Genomic DNA, 19,221 nt, shown 5'->3' with positions numbered 1-19,221 from the left:
TAGAATTATGGCACTTCAAAAGTGTAAGCCAACTTCTGCGGGTCGTCGTCACCTAGTTAAAGTGGTAAACCCAGATCTACATAAGGGCAAGCCATACGCACCACTATTAGAGAAAAACTCTAAATCAGGTGGTCGTAATAACAATGGTCGTATTACGGTTCGTCATATCGGTGGTGGTCATAAGCAGCATTACCGTTTAATCGATTTTAAACGTACTAAAGATGGCATTCCAGCCACTGTTGAGCGTTTAGAATATGATCCAAATCGTAGCGCAAACATCGCACTTGTATTATATGCAGACGGTGAGCGTCGTTACATTATCGCACCAAAAGGCTTAAAAGCTGGTGATGCAATCCAGTCTGGTGTTGATGCACCAATCAAGCCTGGTAATGCATTACCTATGCGCAATATGCCTGTAGGTTCGACTGTTCACAACGTAGAATTAAAACCAGGTAAAGGTGCTCAAATCGCACGTTCTGCTGGTGCATACGTTCAAATCCTTGCTCGTGATGGTCAGTATGTAACATTACGTCTTCGTTCAGGCGAAGTTCGTAAAGTTGAATCAGATTGTCGTGCGACGCTAGGTGAAGTAGGCAATGCTGAGCATATGCTTCGTTCACTTGGTAAAGCAGGTGCAAATCGCTGGCGTGGTATTCGTCCGACAGTTCGTGGTGTTGCCATGAACCCGGTTGATCACCCACACGGTGGTGGTGAAGGTCGTACATCTGGTGGTCGTCATCCTGTGTCTCCATGGGGTAAGCCGACTAAAGGTGCTAAGACGCGTAAGAACAAGCGTACGGATAAATTTATAGTACGTCGTCGTACTAAGTAATATTGAGGAATAGCCATGCCACGCTCTCTCAAGAAGGGTCCTTTTATAGACCTACACTTGCTGAAGAAGGTAGAGAAAGCTTTGGAAAGCGGTGACAAGAAGCCAATTAAAACTTGGAGCCGTCGTTCAATGATCATACCTAACATGATCGGATTGACCATTGCTGTCCATAATGGTCGCCAGCATGTACCAGTTTTCGTTTCTGACGAAATGATCGGTCACAAACTAGGTGAATTTGCACCAACTCGCACTTACCGTGGCCACGCTGCGGATAAGAAAGCGAAGAAACGTTAAGAGGGGAATGATAAATGCAAGCATTAGCTAAACATAAATTCGCCTCTGGTTCGGCGCAAAAAGCACGTCTAGTTGCAGATCAGATCCGCGGGTTACCTGTCGATCGCGCACTAGAAATCCTGGCGTACAGCCCTAAGAAAGCGGCTGTATTAGTTAAGAAAGTACTTGAGTCTGCTATTGCTAACGCAGAGCATAACGAAGGTGCTGACATTGATGAGCTACGTGTAACAACGATCTTTGTGGACGATGGTCCAACAATGAAACGTATTATGCCACGTGCTAAAGGACGCGCAGACCGCATCCTTAAGCGTACAAGCCACATCACTGTTGTGGTTTCAGATAGCTAGGAGTATAAGTAATGGGACAAAAAGTTCATCCTACTGGTATTCGCCTAGGTATATCTAAACCTTGGGTTTCTACCTGGTACGCGAGTTCAAAAGATTTCTCTGCACAGCTTTTTGGCGATCACAAAGTACGTACATTCCTTACTAAGGAATTGAAAGCGGCTTCTGTGTCTAAAATCGTTATTGAGCGTCCAGCAAAATCAATCCGCGTAACAATTCACACGGCTCGTCCGGGTGTTGTTATCGGTAAAAAAGGCGAAGACGTAGAAAAATTACGTCAAGCGGTAACTAAGATTGCTGGTGTACCTGCTCAGATCAATATTTCTGAAGTACGTAAACCAGAACTAGATGCACAACTAGTAGCAGACGGCATTGCCTCTCAACTAGAGCGTCGTGTTATGTTCCGTCGCGCTATGAAGCGTTCGGTACAAAATGCAATGCGCATCGGTTCTAAAGGGATCAAAGTTGAAGTTAGCGGTCGTCTTGGCGGCGCAGAAATCGCACGTTCAGAATGGTATCGTGAAGGTCGTGTACCTCTACATACTCTTCGTGCTGATATCGACTACGCAACTTCTGAAGCCTTAACCACTTATGGTATCATTGGTGTTAAAGTTTGGATCTTCAAAGGCGAAGTTATTGGTGGTTTACCACTAGTACAAGAGCAAGAGAAGCCAGCTAAACGCGCACCAAAGAAAGCCAAAAAAAGTGCTAAGTAGAGGTAGCGAGTAATGTTACAGCCAAAACGTACAAAATTCCGTAAAATGCACAAAGGCCGCAACCGTGGTTTAGCGCAAAACGGTAACAAAGTAAGCTTCGGTACTTTCGGTTTGAAAGCTACTGGCCGTGGCCGCATGACTGCTCGTCAAATCGAAGCAGCTCGTCGTGCCATGACACGTCACGTGAAACGTCAAGGTAAAATCTGGATCCGTGTCTTCCCTGACAAACCGATCACAGAAAAGCCTCTTGAAGTTCGTATGGGTAAAGGTAAAGGTTCTGTTGAATATTGGGTTGCTGAAATTCAGCCTGGTAAAGTACTTTACGAAATGGAAGGTGTTTCTGAAGAGCTTGCTCGTGAAGCATTCGACCTTGCTGCTCGTAAACTGCCATTCAAAACAACTTTCGTAACTCGGACGGTAATGTGATGAAAGCAAGCGAACTAAAAGATAAAAGCGTAGAAGAGCTTAATGCTGAACTTCTAGGTCTTCTTCGTGAGCAGTTTAACCTGCGCATGCAAGCAAGCACTGGTCAGTTAGCTCAAACTCACACGCTAAGAACAGTACGTCGCGATATCGCGCGTGTAAAAACAGTTATTAACCAGAAGGCAGGTCAATAATGAGTGATAAAATTCGTACTCTTCAAGGCACTGTAATCAGCGACAAGATGGAAAAATCTTTCACTATCGCTATCGCACGTTACGTGAAGCACCCAATCTATGGGAAATTCATCAAACGTACGACTAAATTACACGTACATGACGAAAATAACACAGCAAAAGCGGGTGACGTTGTTACTATCCGTGAATGCGCTCCAATCTCTAAGACTAAGTCTTGGACATTAGTAGACGTTATTTCTAGTCCAAAACAAGCTTAACTTTTAATTAAGTCTGTTTTATAAAAAGCCCCGGCATTAGCTGGGGCTTTTTGTTTTTAAAGAAGCTATAAGCTATAGCGGTAAGCTTTCAGCTGCTTGCAGTGAATTTGAGCCCCGTAGATTGGGTTGAGTATTGCTGGAGAACGAATAAAAATATCGGGCTACTCATAAGTACGAATGGGATAACTTAAACATTGAACGAATGACTAACTTCCTTCGGGCTGTGAATTAAGCTGTAATGAAAAAAGGCTTTGTCTTTTTTATTAATCGGGTTTTTATGGGGTTATGTCATCATAAATAATTTGTTTTTGAAGAATTTTTCAAAATAATCTTTCTTACCATCAAACAGAGCTAGTAACTTATCATCGCTAAAAATAATGTTAAGTATACATCGTAAATAGTTATCACACTTCTGACTCATATCGGATAAAAATAATTCTTTATTGGTTTTTAAACTATCACCATGTATGACTTTTGATCTAATACCGTAAAATGATTTCAAATCATCAAATACCTCAATGGGGTCGAAACCAAAATCTTTAAGGAATAATGCTACACGCTCAGATAATTTATGGGTTAGCTCTGAACTGTCGGTAGAGAAAAGACTTTCGAAAGCACTGCAATAATGAGCCAATTTAACCGCAGGATGACTTTCTCGAGATGCTGCTTCTATAAACCTCATACTTCGCCCAATACGTGAAAAATGCATATTGGTAAATGAATCTTTAAAAGTAGACTTTGAGTTACATAAATATGATTGAATTTGATCACTTTTTTCATTCCATTTTTTTAAGTCTTCAATAGTCATTTCAATATTCGTAAATGACTTTCCGGAATTCATAAATGCAGGACTAGTTAAATTATTCCGAGTCCAAGCACTATGTTTTGAATCTGTTAGCTTACAAAATGCGGCCTCGCAAATGACGGCATTGTCTTTTATAAACCATAGATCATTTAAAAGCATTTTTAACCAAAATAACCAAATGAATAAAGCTTTGTGGCTATCTTCACCTTTATCAAAAACGGTATCATCAATGTCACAGTAAATAATATTATCGGCATGAATGAAATGTTCGTACTCAATCACTCCTGCTGTCTCTTTAAATTCACAATCGATAATGCTCAAAATCAGATTTTTATCATTCGTAATATCAATTCCCGGCATCAAAGTTATCCATCCCTCTATTGGTTCTGAAATTGAAAGGTAGCGGAGTGTTGAGATGAACTTATATTTTTTCATTAGAATTAAAGGTTCTTGCGCAATTAATATTTTAGTATTTATACAACATGCAGTTCATTTTGCATAATCGCTTTCTGGATGGTGGGTATATTTTTATGACATACGACCTATGATATTAGATGGTTAATATATTGATGTTATACAATAAGCTAGATTACTAAAGTCATTTGATAAAAAGCCTTTGCAAATGCAAAGGCTGATGTTTTTCTGCGCTGACCGCTGACCGCTGACCGCTGACCGCTGACCGCTGACCGCTGACCGCTGACCGCTGACCGCTGACCGCTGACCGCTGACCGCTGACCGCTGACCGCTGACCTTTACCAAATCATCTCAACAAATTCTGGATGATCGATATATGGATTGCGATTGCCTTGATGCTCATAAGCGGCTTGGTTTCTATCTAGTTCAAGTTGACTGACTGGATCGTCGTTATGCCAATTAACCAACATAGTTACTACCCAATTCTCAAACACTTGGTTACTAGAGCCGTTAAGCACGGCATTACTAGTCGTGGTGTTGTTTTGCCAAGTACCAATGACGTTTTCGTAGCGGGTTGCCATATAGAAGTAGGCGCGAGCAAAGTCACCTTTAAACTCATCGATTGGCTCAAATACCGTGCCAGAGTAATTAATCGAGCTGGCTGCGCTGCCAAGCTTACTGCCATTGCTTGAGGTGAAACTGGCACTGCCTACTTCGCCAAATGGGTAATTGCTACGTTTTGAATTAACATAACCATCGGTTGCAAAAATATGATGTACGTCTGAGTTCATAGGCTCATTTGTGCCGCCAAACCAACTTTTCGGAAATGAATGTTCGCGGTTATAACAATCAGCTTCACTATTGTAAGTGCCGCATTGATCACTTACAGCGACATAGTTATAGCTGTCTTGACCGGTGGGATTTTCTGAATAGCGATCGAGTATTGAATTGTCATTTTCAAAGGACTTATCCCGTGAAGCAAGATCGTAAAAACTCCAAATAGCTGAATAACCTTGTGAGTTGTGACCTTTAATAATGTTATAAAGCGCGGTTTTAAGTGCATAGCCCGTTAAACCTTGTGCTGTAACATAGTAGCCAGTTGGCTCGCTGGGCGGCGTTTCTGGGTTGGTATTATCACCAAGTATAAAGGGAGTTGCTTCACTGCTTTGAAAACTACTGCCGCTAGCCAATGTTGTTTGGGCGGATGTTAGCGCGTAGCTGCCATTACCAAATGAACAGCAAATACCGTCGCCGTAACTATCAAAAATACTAAACGTGTAATCGCCATCAACTAAGCAGGCTTGCTCTGTATAGCTGTTGTTGCCACTATAACTGCCACCTGACGCAACTGCTATGCCTTGGGCGTTAGTGATCTGCCAGCTAGTCTCTTCGCCATAGTTATCAGTTGTCAGTGCTAAGTTAACAGTGTTATCAGCACAACCGACTGGTGGCGGTGGGGTGGTATCACTAGAACCTGGTGTAAAACTATCCACATAAACAGTTTCACTGCCATCAAAGCCGCTGACATCGTAAAAACGCAGGCCCACGGTAATCGTAGCATTGTTGGTTGCTGTATATGTATAGCTTATTTGTTGCCACTGATTTAATAACGCTGGATCTGAATAGCCTTGATAGCCGTCGGCAATTAAGCGCGCTTTAATGCCGCCTTCGGTGTGATAAACCCAGCTTGAGAATAAGTAGCTTTTGCCGGCCTCAACAGTAACTTCTTGCAGTAAATCAGTATTGCTTTGACTAGCGGTATTAACCACTACTTTTGCAGCAAGAGATCCTGAATTCACTATGCTATTTGAAGCTGATAGTGTAATACCTGAGTCAATCGTGCTCCAGCCGTTTGGGCTATTACCTGACCAGTTTTCAAAGTCACCATTATTAATGCTGGCCATGCAGGGAAGTGCTGTAGCTAACATAGCACTGCTGAGTATGAGTTTTCTATATGCCCCGTGTGACATAGTGTTTCCTTATTATATTTATAGTAGGCGCACAGAATGTGGCCAAATCCACTATAGCCTACCCAAGATTTGTTGCAAAAAAGTTAATACCTGTTTTGAAAAGAATGAAGTGAATAAATTTTTGTATGATATTTCTGATCGGCTAAGTGTGGTGCTGAAATCGTAAGCAGTTATTTGTTACCTTTTAATCTGTTTTTACTGGTTAATTTATAAATTAATAACTAAATGGAATAACAAAGCAGATTCTATTCTTTTTTTATTGGCGCGTACCCCGTTATTCTTCACACTCAGAGAAATCTTTAGGGCCTGAGTTATTTGCCTTAAAGTTGACACAAATTTTAGGCAAAGTGATTACTGCAATCAGTGAGCATTTTGCAGATAACTTTCAGGGTTACGGGGAATTAATTCATGTTGTTAAGTCAACTCAATGCGCTAGCAAGTCCGCTATCGCAAGAGCAAGTACAGAAGCTACAAGGTTTAGTGGCTGAGCTTAATCCAATCCAGCAAGCTTGGGTAAGTGGTTATCTTGCTGCGAATGCCAATACGGCGGCATTAGGTGGTGTTGTAGGTGCTGCGCCAAGTGTTGGGGATGCAGCGGCATTGACCATTTTATATGGCTCACAAACCGGTAATTCAAAAGGTGTAGCGACTAAGCTCAAAGAGCAAGCGGAGTCTCGTGGTTTAGCTGTTAAGCTGGTTAGCATGGCTGATTACAAACCAACGGCCCTGAAAAAAGAAAAATTCTTAACTGTCGTTGTTTCTACTTACGGTGAAGGTGAGCCGCCGGAAGATGCCGAAACATTACATGAGTTTTTAGCAACCAAAAAAGCGCCTAAGCTTGATGGCGTTAAAATTGCGGTTATAGGTTTAGGTGATTCAAGCTATGAGTTCTTCTGTCAAACAGCAAAAGACTTTGAACAGCGCTTAAATAAGCTCGGTGCAGAAACCATTTATCAGCGTGCTGATTTAGACGTTGATTACGATGATGAAGCCGCCAGCTGGATCAGCGGAGCACTTGATGCATTTGAACCTGATTTAAAAGCACAGCAAGGCGCAACAGGTGGGCAAGTGGTGTCATTTGGTGCACCAGCAACAGCTGCCAGCCAATATACTAAGCAAAACCCATTTCCAGCAGAACTTAGCCTAGTGCAAAAGATCACTGGTCGTGACTCTAGCAAAGATGTGCGCCATGTTGAGATTTCACTGGAAGGATCTGATATTACTTACACACCGGGCGATTCATTAGGCGTGTATTTTTTAAATGATGAGATTCTGGTTGATGAAGTACTGACACTGACGCAAATTGATGGTGCCAGCAAAGTTAAAATCGCTGATGAAGAGCTCAGTGTTCGTGATGCACTGATTGAAAAACTTGAATTGACTCAGTCATACCCTGGCTTTGTTGAAAAGTACGCGATAGCGACAGGTGCGCCTGAGCTATTAAAGCTGGTTGAAGATAAAGCGGCAATGCGTGAATATATTGAGCCTCGCCAAATCTTTGATGTGATCCGCCAAAATCCAGCTGCGCTTGAGGCACAAACGTTTGTTGATTGCCTACGTAAACTGCAAGCACGTTTATATTCAATTGCGTCAAGCCAAGCAGAAGTTGAAGATGAAGTGCACTTAACCATTGGTCTAGTTGAATTTGAAGCATTCGGTAGTGAGCATTTAGGTGGTTGTTCTGGTTATTTAGCACGTCGTGCTGAAGAAGGTTGTAAAGTAAAAGTATATAGCGAGCATAATGATAACTTCCGTTTGCCAACTAACGACGAAACGCCAGTGATTATGGTTGGCCCTGGTACTGGTATTGCGCCGTTCCGTGCTTTCTTGCAAGAACGTGATGCCCGCGAAGCATCCGGTAAAAACTGGTTATTCTTTGGTAATCCACACTTTACCCAAGATTTCTTATATCAAGTAGAAATTCAAGGTTACTTAAAATCAGGGCTACTAAGTAAAGTTGATGTGGCGTTTAGCCGTGACCAAGCAGAGAAGGTCTACGTGCAAGACAAGCTACGCCAAAACAGCAAAGACGTATTTGCATGGCTAGAAGCGGGCGCGCATTTTTATATTTGTGGTGACGCAAATCGCATGGCGAAAGATGTACACCAGGCATTGGTTGATATCATCAAAGAAAACAGCGGTAAGAACGATGAAGACGCTGAGCAGTATTTAAAAGATTTACGTAGCGCAAATCGCTATCAGAAAGACGTGTACTAAGCGTAGACGTTGCTTACTTTATAAAAGCAAAGCTAACAGCCGTCACTGTAACAAATTTAGGATCAAACATGAGCGAACAAGATAAAAACGTAAAGCTTTCTGATAACGAGCGTTTGAAAAGAGAAAGTAACTTTTTACGTGGCACCATAGAGCAAGATTTAAAAGATGAGATCACCGGTGGCTTCACTGCGGATAACTTTCAGTTAATTCGTTTCCACGGTATGTATCAACAAGATGACCGTGATATTCGAGGTGAGCGTGCTAAGCAAAAGCTAGAGCCATTACACAACGTAATGTTACGTGCTCGTATGCCTGGCGGTATTATCAAACCTGAACAATGGTTAGCAATTGATAAGTTTGCTGACGAAAAAACTAGCTACGGCAGTATTCGTTTAACAACCCGTCAAACGTTTCAATTTCATGGTGTGTTAAAACCAAATATAAAAGGCATGCACCAAATGCTTAATAGCGTGGGCATCGACTCTATTGCAACGGCAGGTGATGTTAACCGTAATGTACTTTGTACTACAAACCCTGTGGAATCTGAGTTGCATCAAGAAGCATACGAGTGGGCTGCAAAAATCTCAGAACATTTGTTACCAAAAACTAAAGCGTATGCAGAAATTTGGTTAAACGGTGAAAAGGCTGAGACTACAGAAGAGCCAATTTTAGGATCTAACTACTTACCGCGTAAGTTTAAAACCACGGTGACCATTCCACCGAACAACGAAGTGGATGTGCATGCGAATGACTTAAACTTTGTAGCTATTGCAGATAACGGCAAGCTAGTTGGTTTTAACGTATTAGTAGGCGGTGGCCTTGCCATGACCCACGGTGATACCGCAACCTATCCACGTAAAGCCGATGATTTTGGGTTTATCGCCTTAGCGGATACGCTAAAAATTGCTGAGCATGTGGTGTCTGTACAGCGCGACTGGGGTAATCGCTCAAACCGTAAAAACGCAAAAACTAAATACACCTTAGACCGTGTTGGTACTGATGTATTTAAAGCGGAAGTAGAGCAACGCGCAGGTGTTAAATTTGCGCCAAGCCGCCCTTATGAGTTTACTCATCGTGGCGATCGCATTGGTTGGGTTGAAGGTATTGATGGTAAGCATCACTTAACTTTATTTATCCAAAGTGGCCGTATTTTAGATTTACCGGGTAAACCACTGAAAACAGGTTGTCGTAAAATTGCTGAAATTCACCAAGGTGATTTTCGTATGACGGCAAATCAAAATTTGATCATCGCCGGTGTGCCTGCCGATCAAAAAACAGTGATTGAAGAAATAGCCCGTAATCACGGTTTGATTGACGACAAAGACTCTGAGCAACGTAAAAACTCGATGGCCTGTGTGGCATTACCAACTTGTCCACTCGCAATGGCGGAAGCTGAGCGTTACTTACCAAGCTTAATTGAAAAGACCGAGGCATTGCTTGCTAAGCACGGTATTCCTGATGACAGCATCATTATGCGTGTGGTTGGTTGTCCGAATGGCTGTGGCCGCGCAATGTTAGCGGAAGCTGGCCTAGTAGGAAAAGGCCCAGGTAAATATAACGTGTACTTAGGGGGTAACCTTGAGGGGACGCGTATTCCTAAATTGTATTTAGAGAATGTTGGTGAAGACGTGTATTTAGACGCCTTTGACAAATTAATTGGTCAATGGGCAAGTGAGCGTAATGACGGCGAATGCTTTGGTGACTTTGTGATCCGCAAAGGCATAGTTGCTGAAGTTAAAGTGTCAGTCACCGATTTTCACGCTTAATTTAAAAGCAAGCGGTGACGCTTGCTGAGGTTTGGAATTTACTATGAGTGAATTTAAAAACATATTACAGCTAGATAAAGAAAGCCAAGTAACACTGCTGGCTGATGCTAACGGCGTATTGAAAGATATGAGCGCTGAGCAGCGTGTCGCATGGGCACTGGAAAACTTGCCAGACACGCAGTTTTTATCATCGAGCTTTGGTATTCAAGCGGCTGTGATGTTGCATTTAGTTACAGTACAGCGCCCCGATATTCCTGTGGTATTAACAGATACTGGTTACTTATTTCCTGAAACTTATCAGTTCATTGAGCAAATGACCGAACGCTTATCGCTAAATTTAAAAGTGTATAAGTCGCAGTTAAGCCCAGCTTGGCAAGAAGCCAAGTTTGGTAAGTTATGGGAACTAGGTGAAGCAGGTATTAAACAATACAACCAGCTTAATAAAGTTGAACCAATGACTCGCGCATTAAAAGACATTAATGCAGGTACTTGGTTTAGTGGCTTGCGCCGTGACCAATCATCAACACGTGCCGATAAGCAAATTATTGAAATTAGCCGTGGCACGGTAAAGGTTTACCCAATCATCGAATGGTCAAATCGCGATGTTTATCAGTACCTGACTAAACATGACTTACCATATCACCCATTATGGGAGCAAGGTTATGTGTCAATGGGCGATGTGCATACTACGCGTAAACTAGAGCCAGGTATGACCGAAGAAGAGACCCGTTTTTTTGGTCTAAACCGCGAATGTGGCCTACACATTGATGGTGATGGGATCTAATTCTGAACGTAAAAATATAAGTAAATCATTTAAGCTGAGATAGCTAACTATAGTGATTATTAAAGCGCAGCCTAGCTGCGTTTTAAATTTTTGACTATAATACAATCAGCCGTTATAAATTGATGTGCATGTATTTTATGAAACCATATTACGTAATTTTCTTTTTATTCTTTTCTACTAGTCTTTTTGCCGATAACCTTCGCATTGCCTTACCCGAGCAAGATTACCCTCCTTATCACTTTGTTTGTTCAAAAACAGGCATTTTAAATGATGTTATTACATCGTTTTCGATGGCAACGGGGATCCAAATAGACTATACCTTCGTCCCTGAAATGCGCTCTGCGAAAATGGTGAAACGAGGTGATGTTGATGCACGAATGGAATCAGAAGTTTGGCTTGTAGATAATGGACCCTATTATTGGAGCCAAGAGATAGTAGTAATTGAAGATGTGTTAGTAGTCGCTCGAGGAGCTGAACTAATTGACTTTAAGGAGCTAAGCAGTTTAAAGGGCGGTGTTTTACTCGGGCGATTTGGTTATGTGTATCCAAAATATGAGCTACCAGTAGTGAATAAGACTCTGCACCGTGAGAATTTTTATTCAGACTTAGAAATATTGCAAAGTTTGCACAAAGATACTGATACAAGTAAACGCTTTACTGTTATGTCACGCTCTGTCGTAAACTGGTACATACAAAAGTACCCTGAGCTTGCTGCTTTGACCATAAGTGATGAAAATGTCGCTGAGGCGCCGCTGCAGTTGCAGTTTTCTTATAATTCAAGGGGTAAAAAGTACGCGAAAGAATTTAATGATTTTTTACAAAGCTTGAAAGATAATGGCGGCCTAGCTAAAATCATAGCTCGCTATCAATGATAGCAATCGAGAATTTTAACTCAAAGGATTGAAGATGAAGTATTTTGCGTACCTCGCTATTATGGTATTGCTGATCAGTGTCGCGGCATTATTTTATTTGCAACGACCCGATGGTCAAACGTGGTTAACCAGTGATGGTATTAGTAGTAAATCAAATCAGCTAACAGAGCAAATGGTTGCGTTATCAAGTGACACCCTTGCCATGGCAGCCACATTGGTTAGTGAGACCAGTCAAAAAGTTGTAGAATCAATTACCAATGAAAGCTCAGTAGCAACGACAGTTATTTATAAATGGCAAGATCAGCAAGGTCAATGGCATTACTCAGATCAGCCTAATCCTGAGGGCACAAGTGAAAAAGTAATTCTAGATCCGCGCGATATTACAGTAGTTGCGGCCGAAGATACGTCCATTTTAAAAGGCACCTCAAAAACAACTAATATGTCTTTAATGCCAAACTCAGGCAGTGTTTATGATCCCGTGGTGATGAAAAAGCTGTTTGAAGATGCAGAGCAAGTGAAAGAACAGTTAGAGCAACGTACTAAATCGTTAGATGAGACGCATTAATTTGCTTTAATAGCGTTGTTTTGCTGTGTTTTTTCGGGCTGTGTTACAAAAAATTGTTGCTTAATGATTGGCAGGTTATAGGCTTTTAACCAACGATCAGTAGCTATCATTAGTTCTCCTGAAGCAACTAATCTTGTCAGGCCTTCATCAAAATTATCTCTGACAGACTTATCTTGAAAAACAATGTAAGAGCCTTGATAGTTTAAAATATCGCGATATATAAAACTTGTAGGGTCAAGTTGGGTGTTTGTTGATGTATGCCAGTAGAGCATTAAATAATCACCGATACGGGCATCGATCTTATTGGTAAGTAACTGTTTATTTAGGGCTTGTTGATTTCCTATTTCAGTATAATAGGTGAATACCTGTGTCGCCATGTTTTTATATTCTGGGCCAAAGATATCGCTCGCCCCTATAAAACTACCTACTCTTAAATTCTTCAAATCGTTCAACGTAGCTACTTTTTCGGTCCATGCAGAAGGAAGCATGGTCACACGGTTCATAAATCGTACTCGATAACGAGAAATAAAAGCATGTGCAGCTGGTTGTGCCGTATAGTTGATCGCTATATCAGCGACTTTATTGTTGAAGTAGCGTTGAATAGCATCATTATTTAACGGCACCAATTGCGGGTTTTGATAGCCTTGTATCAGTAACACTTGAACCACAAGTTGATCGAAGTAACCATTACCGGTTACGTTGTCCTGCATGAAATAAGGTGCAAAATTACCGGATGCAATAATCAATTTGTCATTTGCACGTAATTGAGTGGGTAAGCAAAGCACCAAAAATGCCGCTATTAATAAAGTTTTAGAGGTGTTAAATGGTTTGATTAATTGCATGAACTTGCTGCTATACATGTTTGTCACGTACAGCCTCTATGTTCATTAAAACAATAGTGAGGTAAATTTTTGTAGGCAGAGAAAATAGCACTCCAATAGCAATAAAAGCGGCGCTGATAATAATGCCATGTATACTATTTTGTTCACCAAACAGATCCGAGACTAATAAATAATGTCCAGTCGTAATAAGGCATATGCCAAGGACAATAAATACTTTTAGTACTGTGATGATCTTCTGCTCGGTCATAGTATGCAGGCATTAATGATAAGATGAATTAAGTGTAGTTAATAATGAGTAAGCTGACTTGTTTTACATCAAAAAATTAAGGGCTAAGCAAATTAATTTTGCAAAGCCCTAATATTATAGATTAATTAGCTAGTTAACATATTACGCAGTACATACTGTAAAATGCCGCCATGTTTGTAGTAATCCCACTCTTTGGGGGTATCAATACGGACATCGGCACTAAAGCTTAGTTTTTTGCCTTCGCTATTAGTGGCAACGACACTAACTTCCTTGGTTTTATCGTAGAGACCTTCGATATCGAACTGCTCTTGACCTGTTAACCCCAGTGATTCATGGCTCTCACCTGCTTTAAATTGCAGTGGTAGCACGCCCATACCAATTAGGTTCGAGCGATGAATACGCTCATAACTTTGCGCAATGACCGCTTTAATACCTAATAATAGCGAACCTTTCGCTGCCCAGTCTCGTGATGAACCCGTACCATACTCAGCACCGGCAAGCACAACGAGCGGTACGCCTTGCTGTTGATACGCCATTGCAGCATCGTAAATACTGGCAAGCTCATCATCAGGTTGAGTGCGCGTTACACCGCCTTCGGTGCCTGGTGCAAGCAAGTTTTTTAAGCGTACATTGGCAAATGTACCGCGCATCATTACTTCATGATTACCACGGCGAGAACCGTATGAGTTAAATTGCGATTTATCTACGCCATTTTCTTGTAAGTATTCGCCAGCAGGCGCGCTTGCTTTAATTGCACCAGCAGGGGAGATATGATCAGTAGTGACGGAATCGCCAAGTTTTGCTAAACAGCGAGCACCCGTAATAGTAGGGATGCCTGGTGGTTCTGTCGTCATGCCATCAAAAAACGGCGCTTTTTTAATATACGTTGAGGCATCATCCCAGTCATAAAGTTTACCATCAGGAATTTTGATTTGTTGCCAGCGATCATCACCCTTATAAACATTACCGTAACTGGTAGCGAACATTTCTTTAGTGACGGTTTTTTTCACCAGTTCATTCACTTCGCTGACACTAGGCCAAATATTTTTCAGGTAAATATCGTTACCATTAGCATCTTGCGCAAGTGGCTCGTTATAAACATCGATATCAGTACGACCTGCAATCGCATAGGCGACAACTAAAGGTGGTGAGGCTAAAAAGTTCATTTTCACATCTTGGTGAATACGTCCTTCAAAGTTACGGTTACCCGATAAAATAGAGCTTACTACTAATTTATGTTGTTGAATTGCCTCACTGATCTCATCGGCAAGCGGACCTGAGTTACCAATACAGGTAGTGCAGCCATAACCTACTAGGTTAAAGCCAAGTGCATCTAAATCATCCATCAGGCCTGCTTTTTTTAAGTAGTCAGTGACCACTTGTGAGCCAGGTGCCAGTGATGTTTTTACCCAAGGTTTTACGTTAATTCCTAACTGGCGAGCTTTTTGCGCGACTAAACCCGCGGCTAAAATCACACTTGGGTTAGAAGTGTTGGTACAGCTAGTAATGGCAGCAATTACACAAGCGCCATCTTTTAACTCAAATTCTTGCCCTTTAAAGTTAACCTTTGCTGCGCCCATAAATTGCGCTTCGTTGGTTGGCTCATCAGGATTAGTGACAGGGCCTTCACCTTCAATTCGTGATTGCTGTTCATCACTATCGTCGCGCTTAGCAAGACGTTCATCTTGAAAGGTTTTTAAATGATTGGCAATAACTTCGCCAGCTTGATCAAGGGCAATTCTGTCTTGTGGACGTTTCGGACCGGCAAGGCTTGGCACTACATCATTTAGGTTTAATTCGAGCTTGTCGGTGTAATTTGCTTCATCGCCATCGTTGCGCCATAAACCTTGATGTTTTGCGTAGTCTTCTATCAGTTTTAGCTGTGTTTCATCACGGTTGGTTAAACGAAGATAATTAATTGTTTCATCATCGATAGGGAAAATACCACAGGTAGCGCCGTATTCCGGTGCCATGTTGGCTATGGTTGCGCGGTCGGCCAGTGGTAAATCAGCAAGGCCATCGCCATAAAATTCTACAAATTTACCGACAACGCCATGCTTACGCAATATTTCAGTAACGGTCAGCACTAAATCGGTCGCTGTGGTGCCCTCCGGTAAACGGCCGTTGAGCTTCATACCCACCACTTGCGGGATCAGTAAGCTAATTGGCTGGCCTAGCATTGCAGCTTCTGCTTCGATGCCGCCTACACCCCAACCAAGTACGCCTAAGCCGTTGATCATAGTGGTATGTGAATCAGTACCGACTAAGGTGTCAGGGTAAGCAAATTTTTGCCCATTGCGCTCTTCATTAAAGACAACGCGAGCAAGGTATTCTAAATTCACTTGGTGAACAATACCCGTTGCTGGTGGCACAACTTTTAAGTTATCAAAGGCTGTTTGGCCCCAGCGTAAAAACTCATAACGTTCTTTATTGCGTTCGTACTCAAGCTTGGCATTTAAATCAAATGAGCCATCTTCACCATAACCGTCTACTTGTACTGAGTGGTCGATAACTAATTCCGCAGGGGATAATGGGTTTATTTTCGCAGGATCGCCGCCAAGTCTTTCCATAGCATCACGCATTGCGGCCAAATCGACGATTGCTGGCACGCCAGTAAAATCTTGCATCACCACGCGGGCCGGTGTAAATGCTACCTCAGCACTGGGCTTGGCTTGTGAATCCCAGTTTAGCAACGCTTCAATATCTTGTTTTTTGATATTTACGCCGTCTTCATTGCGCAGTAAGTTTTCGAGTAGGATCTTGAGCGAGAACGGCAGTCGCTTGGCTTTATCGCCTAAACCTTGCAGTGAATGGATATGAAACTGCTCACCGTTGATAGTGAGTTGTTTTTGGGTGTCAAAACTATTGTTCATTATGTGCCCCTAAGTTAGATGAATATCCTTAAATGGTACTTAAGTGGTAAATGTAACCTCTCTTTAAATAGTTAAAATGCAAAGTACATACCAGTGTGTTTTTGCGCGATTTTTATACAGGTAATAGAATGTATATGATGCTGAAAATTTATATTTCAAGCGTCAGCAGTAAAACAATAGTAACTCAATAGCGTGTTTTACAGTAGCCAACCTTGCTGTTTGCCTTTGTGGCTTAGCAGTAGCAGGATAATTGCAATTACGACTACAAATATTGGCATAAACACCGCGCTGGCACCGAGTAATTCAATACTATTAATAACAATGAAATTATAAAATTGCTGGATAAAAATCCCAGCGAGTGAGAGCGCAAAAAGCACTTGAGCAATGGCTTTTTTAAGTAATAATAAAATACAGCCTAAGACTCCACCAAAAACCGCGGTAGCGAATGCAATAGTTGACCAAATTGGTGTATTTGAATATGCAGCTTGTTGTTCTATAGGGAGTTTACTTATCATGTCTGGAGTCATGAGCATTTGCATAATGAATGCAATTACCCCAAGAAAGTTCCAAATAAGGGCTGCCCAAGCGACAGATTTTAACCAGTGCGGAGGAGTCATATATTACCTTTTAAACTATTATTTAAAAAGTTATTAAAGGCGACTACGGCTACTTTTACAAGTTGCACGTAGTCTAAATTGGATTAGCCGAATGAAATAGGGCGACGGCCTGTTTTTTCATCCACTTTTGGTTTTTTGGTACGTTTACGCTTAGCTTTAGCAGGCGCGTTAGTAGCAGGCTCTGCACTTTGTTGTGGTTCAGGTTGCGTTGATGTAACAGGGCGCTCTGCTGGAATAGCACTTTCGCTTAATGTCAGTTGAAATTGCTCACCATCAAATTCAAGAATGTCGCCACTGTATAATTTTTTCCGCTTGATTGTACAAATTTCATGGTTAACGCCAACATAACCTTCAGTGATAAGGTTTTTGGCTTGGCCGCCACCTTCGACTAAATCAAGAACTTTTAAGAGTTTGCATAGCTCAATTGGCTCTTCTTCTAATTCAATTTCAATATATTCGTCGTTCATGTTTGATCTCATTAAGGTAGGGCACAGCCTGTAGTATAAAGGCTGTGCGCGACTTTTGCATCAAGCAGCCTAAAGTCTACAGGGCATTAAATAGAATTAACCTGAAACTATCTCGAATTTTATACCGTCTTTAAAAAAACGGTAGTAATTCAAGCGTAGTATCCGCGTGAAAAGCTGGCCTACAATTTGCTGTTCGAATCGAATTCGATATTTAGTTGGTCATTTTATTACAAATGCCGCAGTACTGGAGATTTAACATGGGCGTAAGACTAGCCATGAAAAAAGAGCTAATGGGTTTAGAGGGTTCTGACTTTATGACCGCAGATGATGTGCGTGCGCGGCTTAATCAGGTTGTAAAGAAAGCATCGCAACAACCAGAGCGAGGCTTTTCGCTTATTTCACGTTTTAACGACAATCACAGCCAATTAAGTTGTGGTGAAAATAGCAAAGAAAAACTACTTGAGTTTCAACGACACCGCTTGTTTCAGGATGTTTTATATACCCGTAAAAGCGTGGATGCTTGGCTCAATAGCCAAGTGAATTAACTTGCTATAAATAGTCACCTCGAATAGACTACAGTTGTAATCTATTCGAGGTGACTATGAAATATGGCATTTTAATTGGCATGTTGTTATTTCTAACAGCCTGTCAGCACCCTACAGTGTATGTCTATACGGAGGGTTTAACTGTTTTGCAAAAACAACAACTGACAGAGCAACTACAACAGCAGACCTTGCCTTTTCAATTTACTGAACTGCCAGTACCCAAAGAGTTTAGTGCTGCGACATTATTAACCTCAGAAGATAAAATACTGACTCCTGAAACAGAGCAACTTGCAAATATTATGCAAGCGATGGGTTATCAGCCGCAGCTTAATTATGTGTCGGTGGCTAATCATCATTATAGCGATGGCAATATTGGCTTTTACTTACGTGGTGAGCAAATAGAGCAAGGTTTTGACGTGCCGCAACAGCTGCGTACTACTGGTTGCGTTGAAGACCGCTACAATAACCTTAAAGTCAGATTTTTTGATAACTTGGTTGAGTTTACTTTACTAAATGGTGCCCGCGCTCAGTTAGTTTGGCTGCGTTATGAAAATTATTTAGTCATCAATTATAGAAATATTTCGCAGTCATACACGCATTCAACCCCTTTGGTTGCAACGCCTTTTGGTGAAAAACCCTCAGATACATTTCGTTATACTGCGCATGTTGAGAGTCCGCAATGGTTAAACTGTTCGCTACAGGTTGTGTATATGGATTAGCCGCGTGACTCGAGGTAATCGCTTAATTTAGTTATACGTCTACTCATCCCTTCGATAATGCGGTCTTTAATTTTTTCGCGGATCACATTTGGTAAACGTATTAGTGCTTCGCTGGTAATCGCCAGTACTATGGTATCGCTTTTAGCACGAGCACTGGTGCTGTGCTCGCGGTTATTTATAAACGCACCTTCACCAATAAATTCGCCGGGTTCAATGGTGCCTAAATCCATCAAATGACTATGTTTAAATACCACAATAGCGCCGCTGAGCACGATATACAGTTGTTTGTCGTTATCAAACTGCTTAAACACAAAGCGATCTTTATTGATCAAGTATAAGTGACTGAATGACTCCAGTAATACTTGGCGCTCATTGAGGCTGAACTCTCTAAAAAAACTCAGCCTATTAAGTATCTCCATCTGCTTTATTAATGGAATATGCTCGATTAACTTCAACTT

Annotated in this window: 21 protein-coding genes; 14 read left to right on the top strand and 7 right to left on the bottom strand. The window is 41.6% G+C overall.

Annotation, left to right across the window (positions count from 1 at the left end):
- The first annotated feature begins 7 nt into the window (after positions 1–7).
- From rplB to rpsQ, 7 genes are read left to right on the top strand one after another with little or no spacing between them, the layout of a single operon-like run.
- Complete coding sequence (gene rplB / locus PVK79_RS00330) at positions 8–832, top strand: 50S ribosomal protein L2 (RefSeq protein ID WP_007376192.1); 825 nt, start codon at positions 8–10, stop codon at positions 830–832.
- 15 nt (positions 833–847) lie between these two features.
- Positions 848–1,126 carry a 30S ribosomal protein S19 gene (gene rpsS, locus PVK79_RS00325; protein ID WP_010561269.1) on the top strand — a complete coding sequence of 93 codons (279 nt, stop codon included), beginning with the start codon at positions 848–850 and terminating at the stop codon, positions 1,124–1,126.
- A gap of 14 nt (positions 1,127–1,140) precedes the next feature.
- Complete coding sequence (gene rplV / locus PVK79_RS00320) at positions 1,141–1,473, top strand: 50S ribosomal protein L22 (RefSeq protein WP_004588690.1); 333 nt, start codon at positions 1,141–1,143, stop codon at positions 1,471–1,473.
- A gap of 11 nt (positions 1,474–1,484) precedes the next feature.
- Positions 1,485–2,186: a 30S ribosomal protein S3 gene (rpsC, locus tag PVK79_RS00315; RefSeq protein WP_054206128.1), complete on the top strand. Its 702-nt coding sequence runs from the start codon at positions 1,485–1,487 to the stop codon at positions 2,184–2,186.
- 12 nt (positions 2,187–2,198) lie between these two features.
- Positions 2,199–2,612 (top strand): 50S ribosomal protein L16, encoded by a 414-nt coding sequence (gene rplP, locus PVK79_RS00310; RefSeq protein WP_002957890.1) that lies wholly within the window; start codon positions 2,199–2,201, stop codon positions 2,610–2,612.
- Positions 2,612–2,803 carry a 50S ribosomal protein L29 gene (rpmC, locus tag PVK79_RS00305; RefSeq protein WP_054552371.1) on the top strand — a complete coding sequence of 64 codons (192 nt, stop codon included), beginning with the start codon at positions 2,612–2,614 and terminating at the stop codon, positions 2,801–2,803. The genes rplP and rpmC overlap by 1 nt, the downstream gene beginning before the upstream one ends.
- Complete coding sequence (gene rpsQ, locus PVK79_RS00300) at positions 2,803–3,060, top strand: 30S ribosomal protein S17 (RefSeq protein WP_016709053.1); 258 nt, start codon at positions 2,803–2,805, stop codon at positions 3,058–3,060. Before rpmC ends, rpsQ begins: the two co-directional genes overlap by 1 nt.
- Positions 3,061–3,343: 283 nt before the next feature.
- On the opposite strand, the gene PVK79_RS00295 is transcribed toward rpsQ, so the two are convergent.
- A complete protein-coding gene (locus PVK79_RS00295; protein WP_257325105.1) occupies positions 3,344–4,300 on the bottom strand; it encodes a HEPN domain-containing protein in 957 nt (318 codons plus the stop codon).
- Positions 4,301–4,617: 317 nt separating this feature from the next.
- On the bottom strand, positions 4,618–6,249 hold the full coding sequence (locus PVK79_RS00290) for an endonuclease (protein ID WP_257325104.1): 1,632 nt from the start codon (positions 6,247–6,249) through the stop codon (positions 4,618–4,620).
- Positions 6,250–6,657: 408 nt separating this feature from the next.
- Between PVK79_RS00290 and PVK79_RS00285 the strand changes: the two genes are divergently transcribed.
- From PVK79_RS00285 to PVK79_RS00265, 5 genes are all read left to right on the top strand, one after another.
- On the top strand, positions 6,658–8,466 hold the full coding sequence (locus tag PVK79_RS00285; RefSeq protein ID WP_182760123.1) for an assimilatory sulfite reductase (NADPH) flavoprotein subunit: 1,809 nt from the start codon (positions 6,658–6,660) through the stop codon (positions 8,464–8,466).
- A 68-nt stretch (positions 8,467–8,534) separates the two neighbouring features.
- A complete protein-coding gene (gene cysI, locus PVK79_RS00280) occupies positions 8,535–10,232 on the top strand; it encodes an assimilatory sulfite reductase (NADPH) hemoprotein subunit (RefSeq protein WP_182732336.1) in 1,698 nt (565 codons plus the stop codon).
- A 43-nt stretch (positions 10,233–10,275) separates the two neighbouring features.
- Positions 10,276–11,016 carry a phosphoadenylyl-sulfate reductase gene (locus tag PVK79_RS00275; protein WP_182732337.1) on the top strand — a complete coding sequence of 247 codons (741 nt, stop codon included), beginning with the start codon at positions 10,276–10,278 and terminating at the stop codon, positions 11,014–11,016.
- Between the two features lie 137 nt (positions 11,017–11,153).
- Complete coding sequence (locus PVK79_RS00270; protein WP_182732338.1) at positions 11,154–11,888, top strand: substrate-binding periplasmic protein; 735 nt, start codon at positions 11,154–11,156, stop codon at positions 11,886–11,888.
- 34 nt (positions 11,889–11,922) lie between these two features.
- Positions 11,923–12,453: a DUF4124 domain-containing protein gene (locus tag PVK79_RS00265; protein ID WP_182732339.1), complete on the top strand. Its 531-nt coding sequence runs from the start codon at positions 11,923–11,925 to the stop codon at positions 12,451–12,453.
- On the opposite strand, the gene PVK79_RS00260 is transcribed toward PVK79_RS00265, so the two are convergent.
- The 4 genes from PVK79_RS00260 to PVK79_RS00240 form a co-directional block, all read right to left on the bottom strand.
- Positions 12,450–13,295 carry a substrate-binding periplasmic protein gene (locus tag PVK79_RS00260; RefSeq protein ID WP_182735686.1) on the bottom strand — a complete coding sequence of 282 codons (846 nt, stop codon included), beginning with the start codon at positions 13,293–13,295 and terminating at the stop codon, positions 12,450–12,452. The genes PVK79_RS00265 and PVK79_RS00260 overlap by 4 nt on opposite strands.
- A gap of 372 nt (positions 13,296–13,667) precedes the next feature.
- A complete protein-coding gene (acnA, locus tag PVK79_RS00250; RefSeq protein ID WP_182778659.1) occupies positions 13,668–16,415 on the bottom strand; it encodes an aconitate hydratase AcnA in 2,748 nt (915 codons plus the stop codon).
- A gap of 197 nt (positions 16,416–16,612) precedes the next feature.
- Positions 16,613–17,032: a hypothetical protein gene (locus PVK79_RS00245; protein WP_257325102.1), complete on the bottom strand. Its 420-nt coding sequence runs from the start codon at positions 17,030–17,032 to the stop codon at positions 16,613–16,615.
- 83 nt (positions 17,033–17,115) lie between these two features.
- The gene (locus PVK79_RS00240; RefSeq protein WP_149980457.1) at positions 17,116–17,499 is read right to left on the bottom strand and encodes an RNA-binding S4 domain-containing protein; all 384 of its coding nucleotides are present in this window, start codon (positions 17,497–17,499) and stop codon (positions 17,116–17,118) included.
- Between the two features lie 257 nt (positions 17,500–17,756).
- Here PVK79_RS00240 and PVK79_RS00235 point away from each other — a divergent pair, with 257 nt between their 5' ends.
- Both PVK79_RS00235 and PVK79_RS00230 read left to right on the top strand, forming a co-directional pair.
- Positions 17,757–18,044, top strand: coding sequence for a hypothetical protein (locus PVK79_RS00235; RefSeq protein ID WP_257325101.1), 288 nt, complete (start codon positions 17,757–17,759; stop codon positions 18,042–18,044).
- Between the two features lie 56 nt (positions 18,045–18,100).
- Positions 18,101–18,763 carry a hypothetical protein gene (locus PVK79_RS00230; protein ID WP_257325100.1) on the top strand — a complete coding sequence of 221 codons (663 nt, stop codon included), beginning with the start codon at positions 18,101–18,103 and terminating at the stop codon, positions 18,761–18,763.
- Here the strand turns inward: PVK79_RS00230 and PVK79_RS00225 are convergent.
- A complete protein-coding gene (locus tag PVK79_RS00225) occupies positions 18,760–19,218 on the bottom strand; it encodes a cyclic nucleotide-binding domain-containing protein (protein ID WP_182732345.1) in 459 nt (152 codons plus the stop codon). The two genes, PVK79_RS00230 and PVK79_RS00225, sit on opposite strands and share 4 nt — an antisense overlap.
- Positions 19,219–19,221 lie beyond the last annotated feature (3 nt).

It is taken from the genome of Pseudoalteromonas rhizosphaerae (assembly GCF_028885455.1).
GTDB classification, from domain to species: domain Bacteria; phylum Pseudomonadota; class Gammaproteobacteria; order Enterobacterales; family Alteromonadaceae; genus Pseudoalteromonas; species Pseudoalteromonas rhizosphaerae.
The sequence above is the reverse complement of the archived record's forward strand: the minus strand, read 5'-3'. Positions and strand labels throughout refer to the sequence as shown.

What these genes read in the sequence shown, in the direction of transcription:
- PVK79_RS00295 (WP_257325105.1), bottom strand. Translation starts at nt 4,300, where the DNA reads ATGAAAAAATATAAGTTCATCTCAACACTCCGCTACCTTTCAATTTCA.
- rplP (WP_002957890.1), top strand. Translation starts at nt 2,199, where the DNA reads ATGTTACAGCCAAAACGTACAAAATTCCGTAAAATGCACAAAGGCCGC.
- PVK79_RS00265 (WP_182732339.1), top strand. Translation starts at nt 11,923, where the DNA reads ATGAAGTATTTTGCGTACCTCGCTATTATGGTATTGCTGATCAGTGTC.
- PVK79_RS00240 (WP_149980457.1), bottom strand. Translation starts at nt 17,499, where the DNA reads ATGAACGACGAATATATTGAAATTGAATTAGAAGAAGAGCCAATTGAG.
- PVK79_RS00275 (WP_182732337.1), top strand. Translation starts at nt 10,276, where the DNA reads ATGAGTGAATTTAAAAACATATTACAGCTAGATAAAGAAAGCCAAGTA.
- PVK79_RS00230 (WP_257325100.1), top strand. Translation starts at nt 18,101, where the DNA reads ATGAAATATGGCATTTTAATTGGCATGTTGTTATTTCTAACAGCCTGT.
- rpsS (WP_010561269.1), top strand. Translation starts at nt 848, where the DNA reads ATGCCACGCTCTCTCAAGAAGGGTCCTTTTATAGACCTACACTTGCTG.
- cysI (WP_182732336.1), top strand. Translation starts at nt 8,535, where the DNA reads ATGAGCGAACAAGATAAAAACGTAAAGCTTTCTGATAACGAGCGTTTG.
- PVK79_RS00245 (WP_257325102.1), bottom strand. Translation starts at nt 17,032, where the DNA reads ATGACTCCTCCGCACTGGTTAAAATCTGTCGCTTGGGCAGCCCTTATT.
- rplB (WP_007376192.1), top strand. Translation starts at nt 8, where the DNA reads ATGGCACTTCAAAAGTGTAAGCCAACTTCTGCGGGTCGTCGTCACCTA.
- rpsC (WP_054206128.1), top strand. Translation starts at nt 1,485, where the DNA reads ATGGGACAAAAAGTTCATCCTACTGGTATTCGCCTAGGTATATCTAAA.
- PVK79_RS00290 (WP_257325104.1), bottom strand. Translation starts at nt 6,249, where the DNA reads ATGTCACACGGGGCATATAGAAAACTCATACTCAGCAGTGCTATGTTA.
- rplV (WP_004588690.1), top strand. Translation starts at nt 1,141, where the DNA reads ATGCAAGCATTAGCTAAACATAAATTCGCCTCTGGTTCGGCGCAAAAA.
- PVK79_RS00260 (WP_182735686.1), bottom strand. Translation starts at nt 13,295, where the DNA reads ATGCAATTAATCAAACCATTTAACACCTCTAAAACTTTATTAATAGCG.
- PVK79_RS00270 (WP_182732338.1), top strand. Translation starts at nt 11,154, where the DNA reads ATGAAACCATATTACGTAATTTTCTTTTTATTCTTTTCTACTAGTCTT.
- rpsQ (WP_016709053.1), top strand. Translation starts at nt 2,803, where the DNA reads ATGAGTGATAAAATTCGTACTCTTCAAGGCACTGTAATCAGCGACAAG.
- acnA (WP_182778659.1), bottom strand. Translation starts at nt 16,415, where the DNA reads ATGAACAATAGTTTTGACACCCAAAAACAACTCACTATCAACGGTGAG.
- PVK79_RS00285 (WP_182760123.1), top strand. Translation starts at nt 6,658, where the DNA reads ATGTTGTTAAGTCAACTCAATGCGCTAGCAAGTCCGCTATCGCAAGAG.
- PVK79_RS00235 (WP_257325101.1), top strand. Translation starts at nt 17,757, where the DNA reads ATGGGCGTAAGACTAGCCATGAAAAAAGAGCTAATGGGTTTAGAGGGT.
- rpmC (WP_054552371.1), top strand. Translation starts at nt 2,612, where the DNA reads ATGAAAGCAAGCGAACTAAAAGATAAAAGCGTAGAAGAGCTTAATGCT.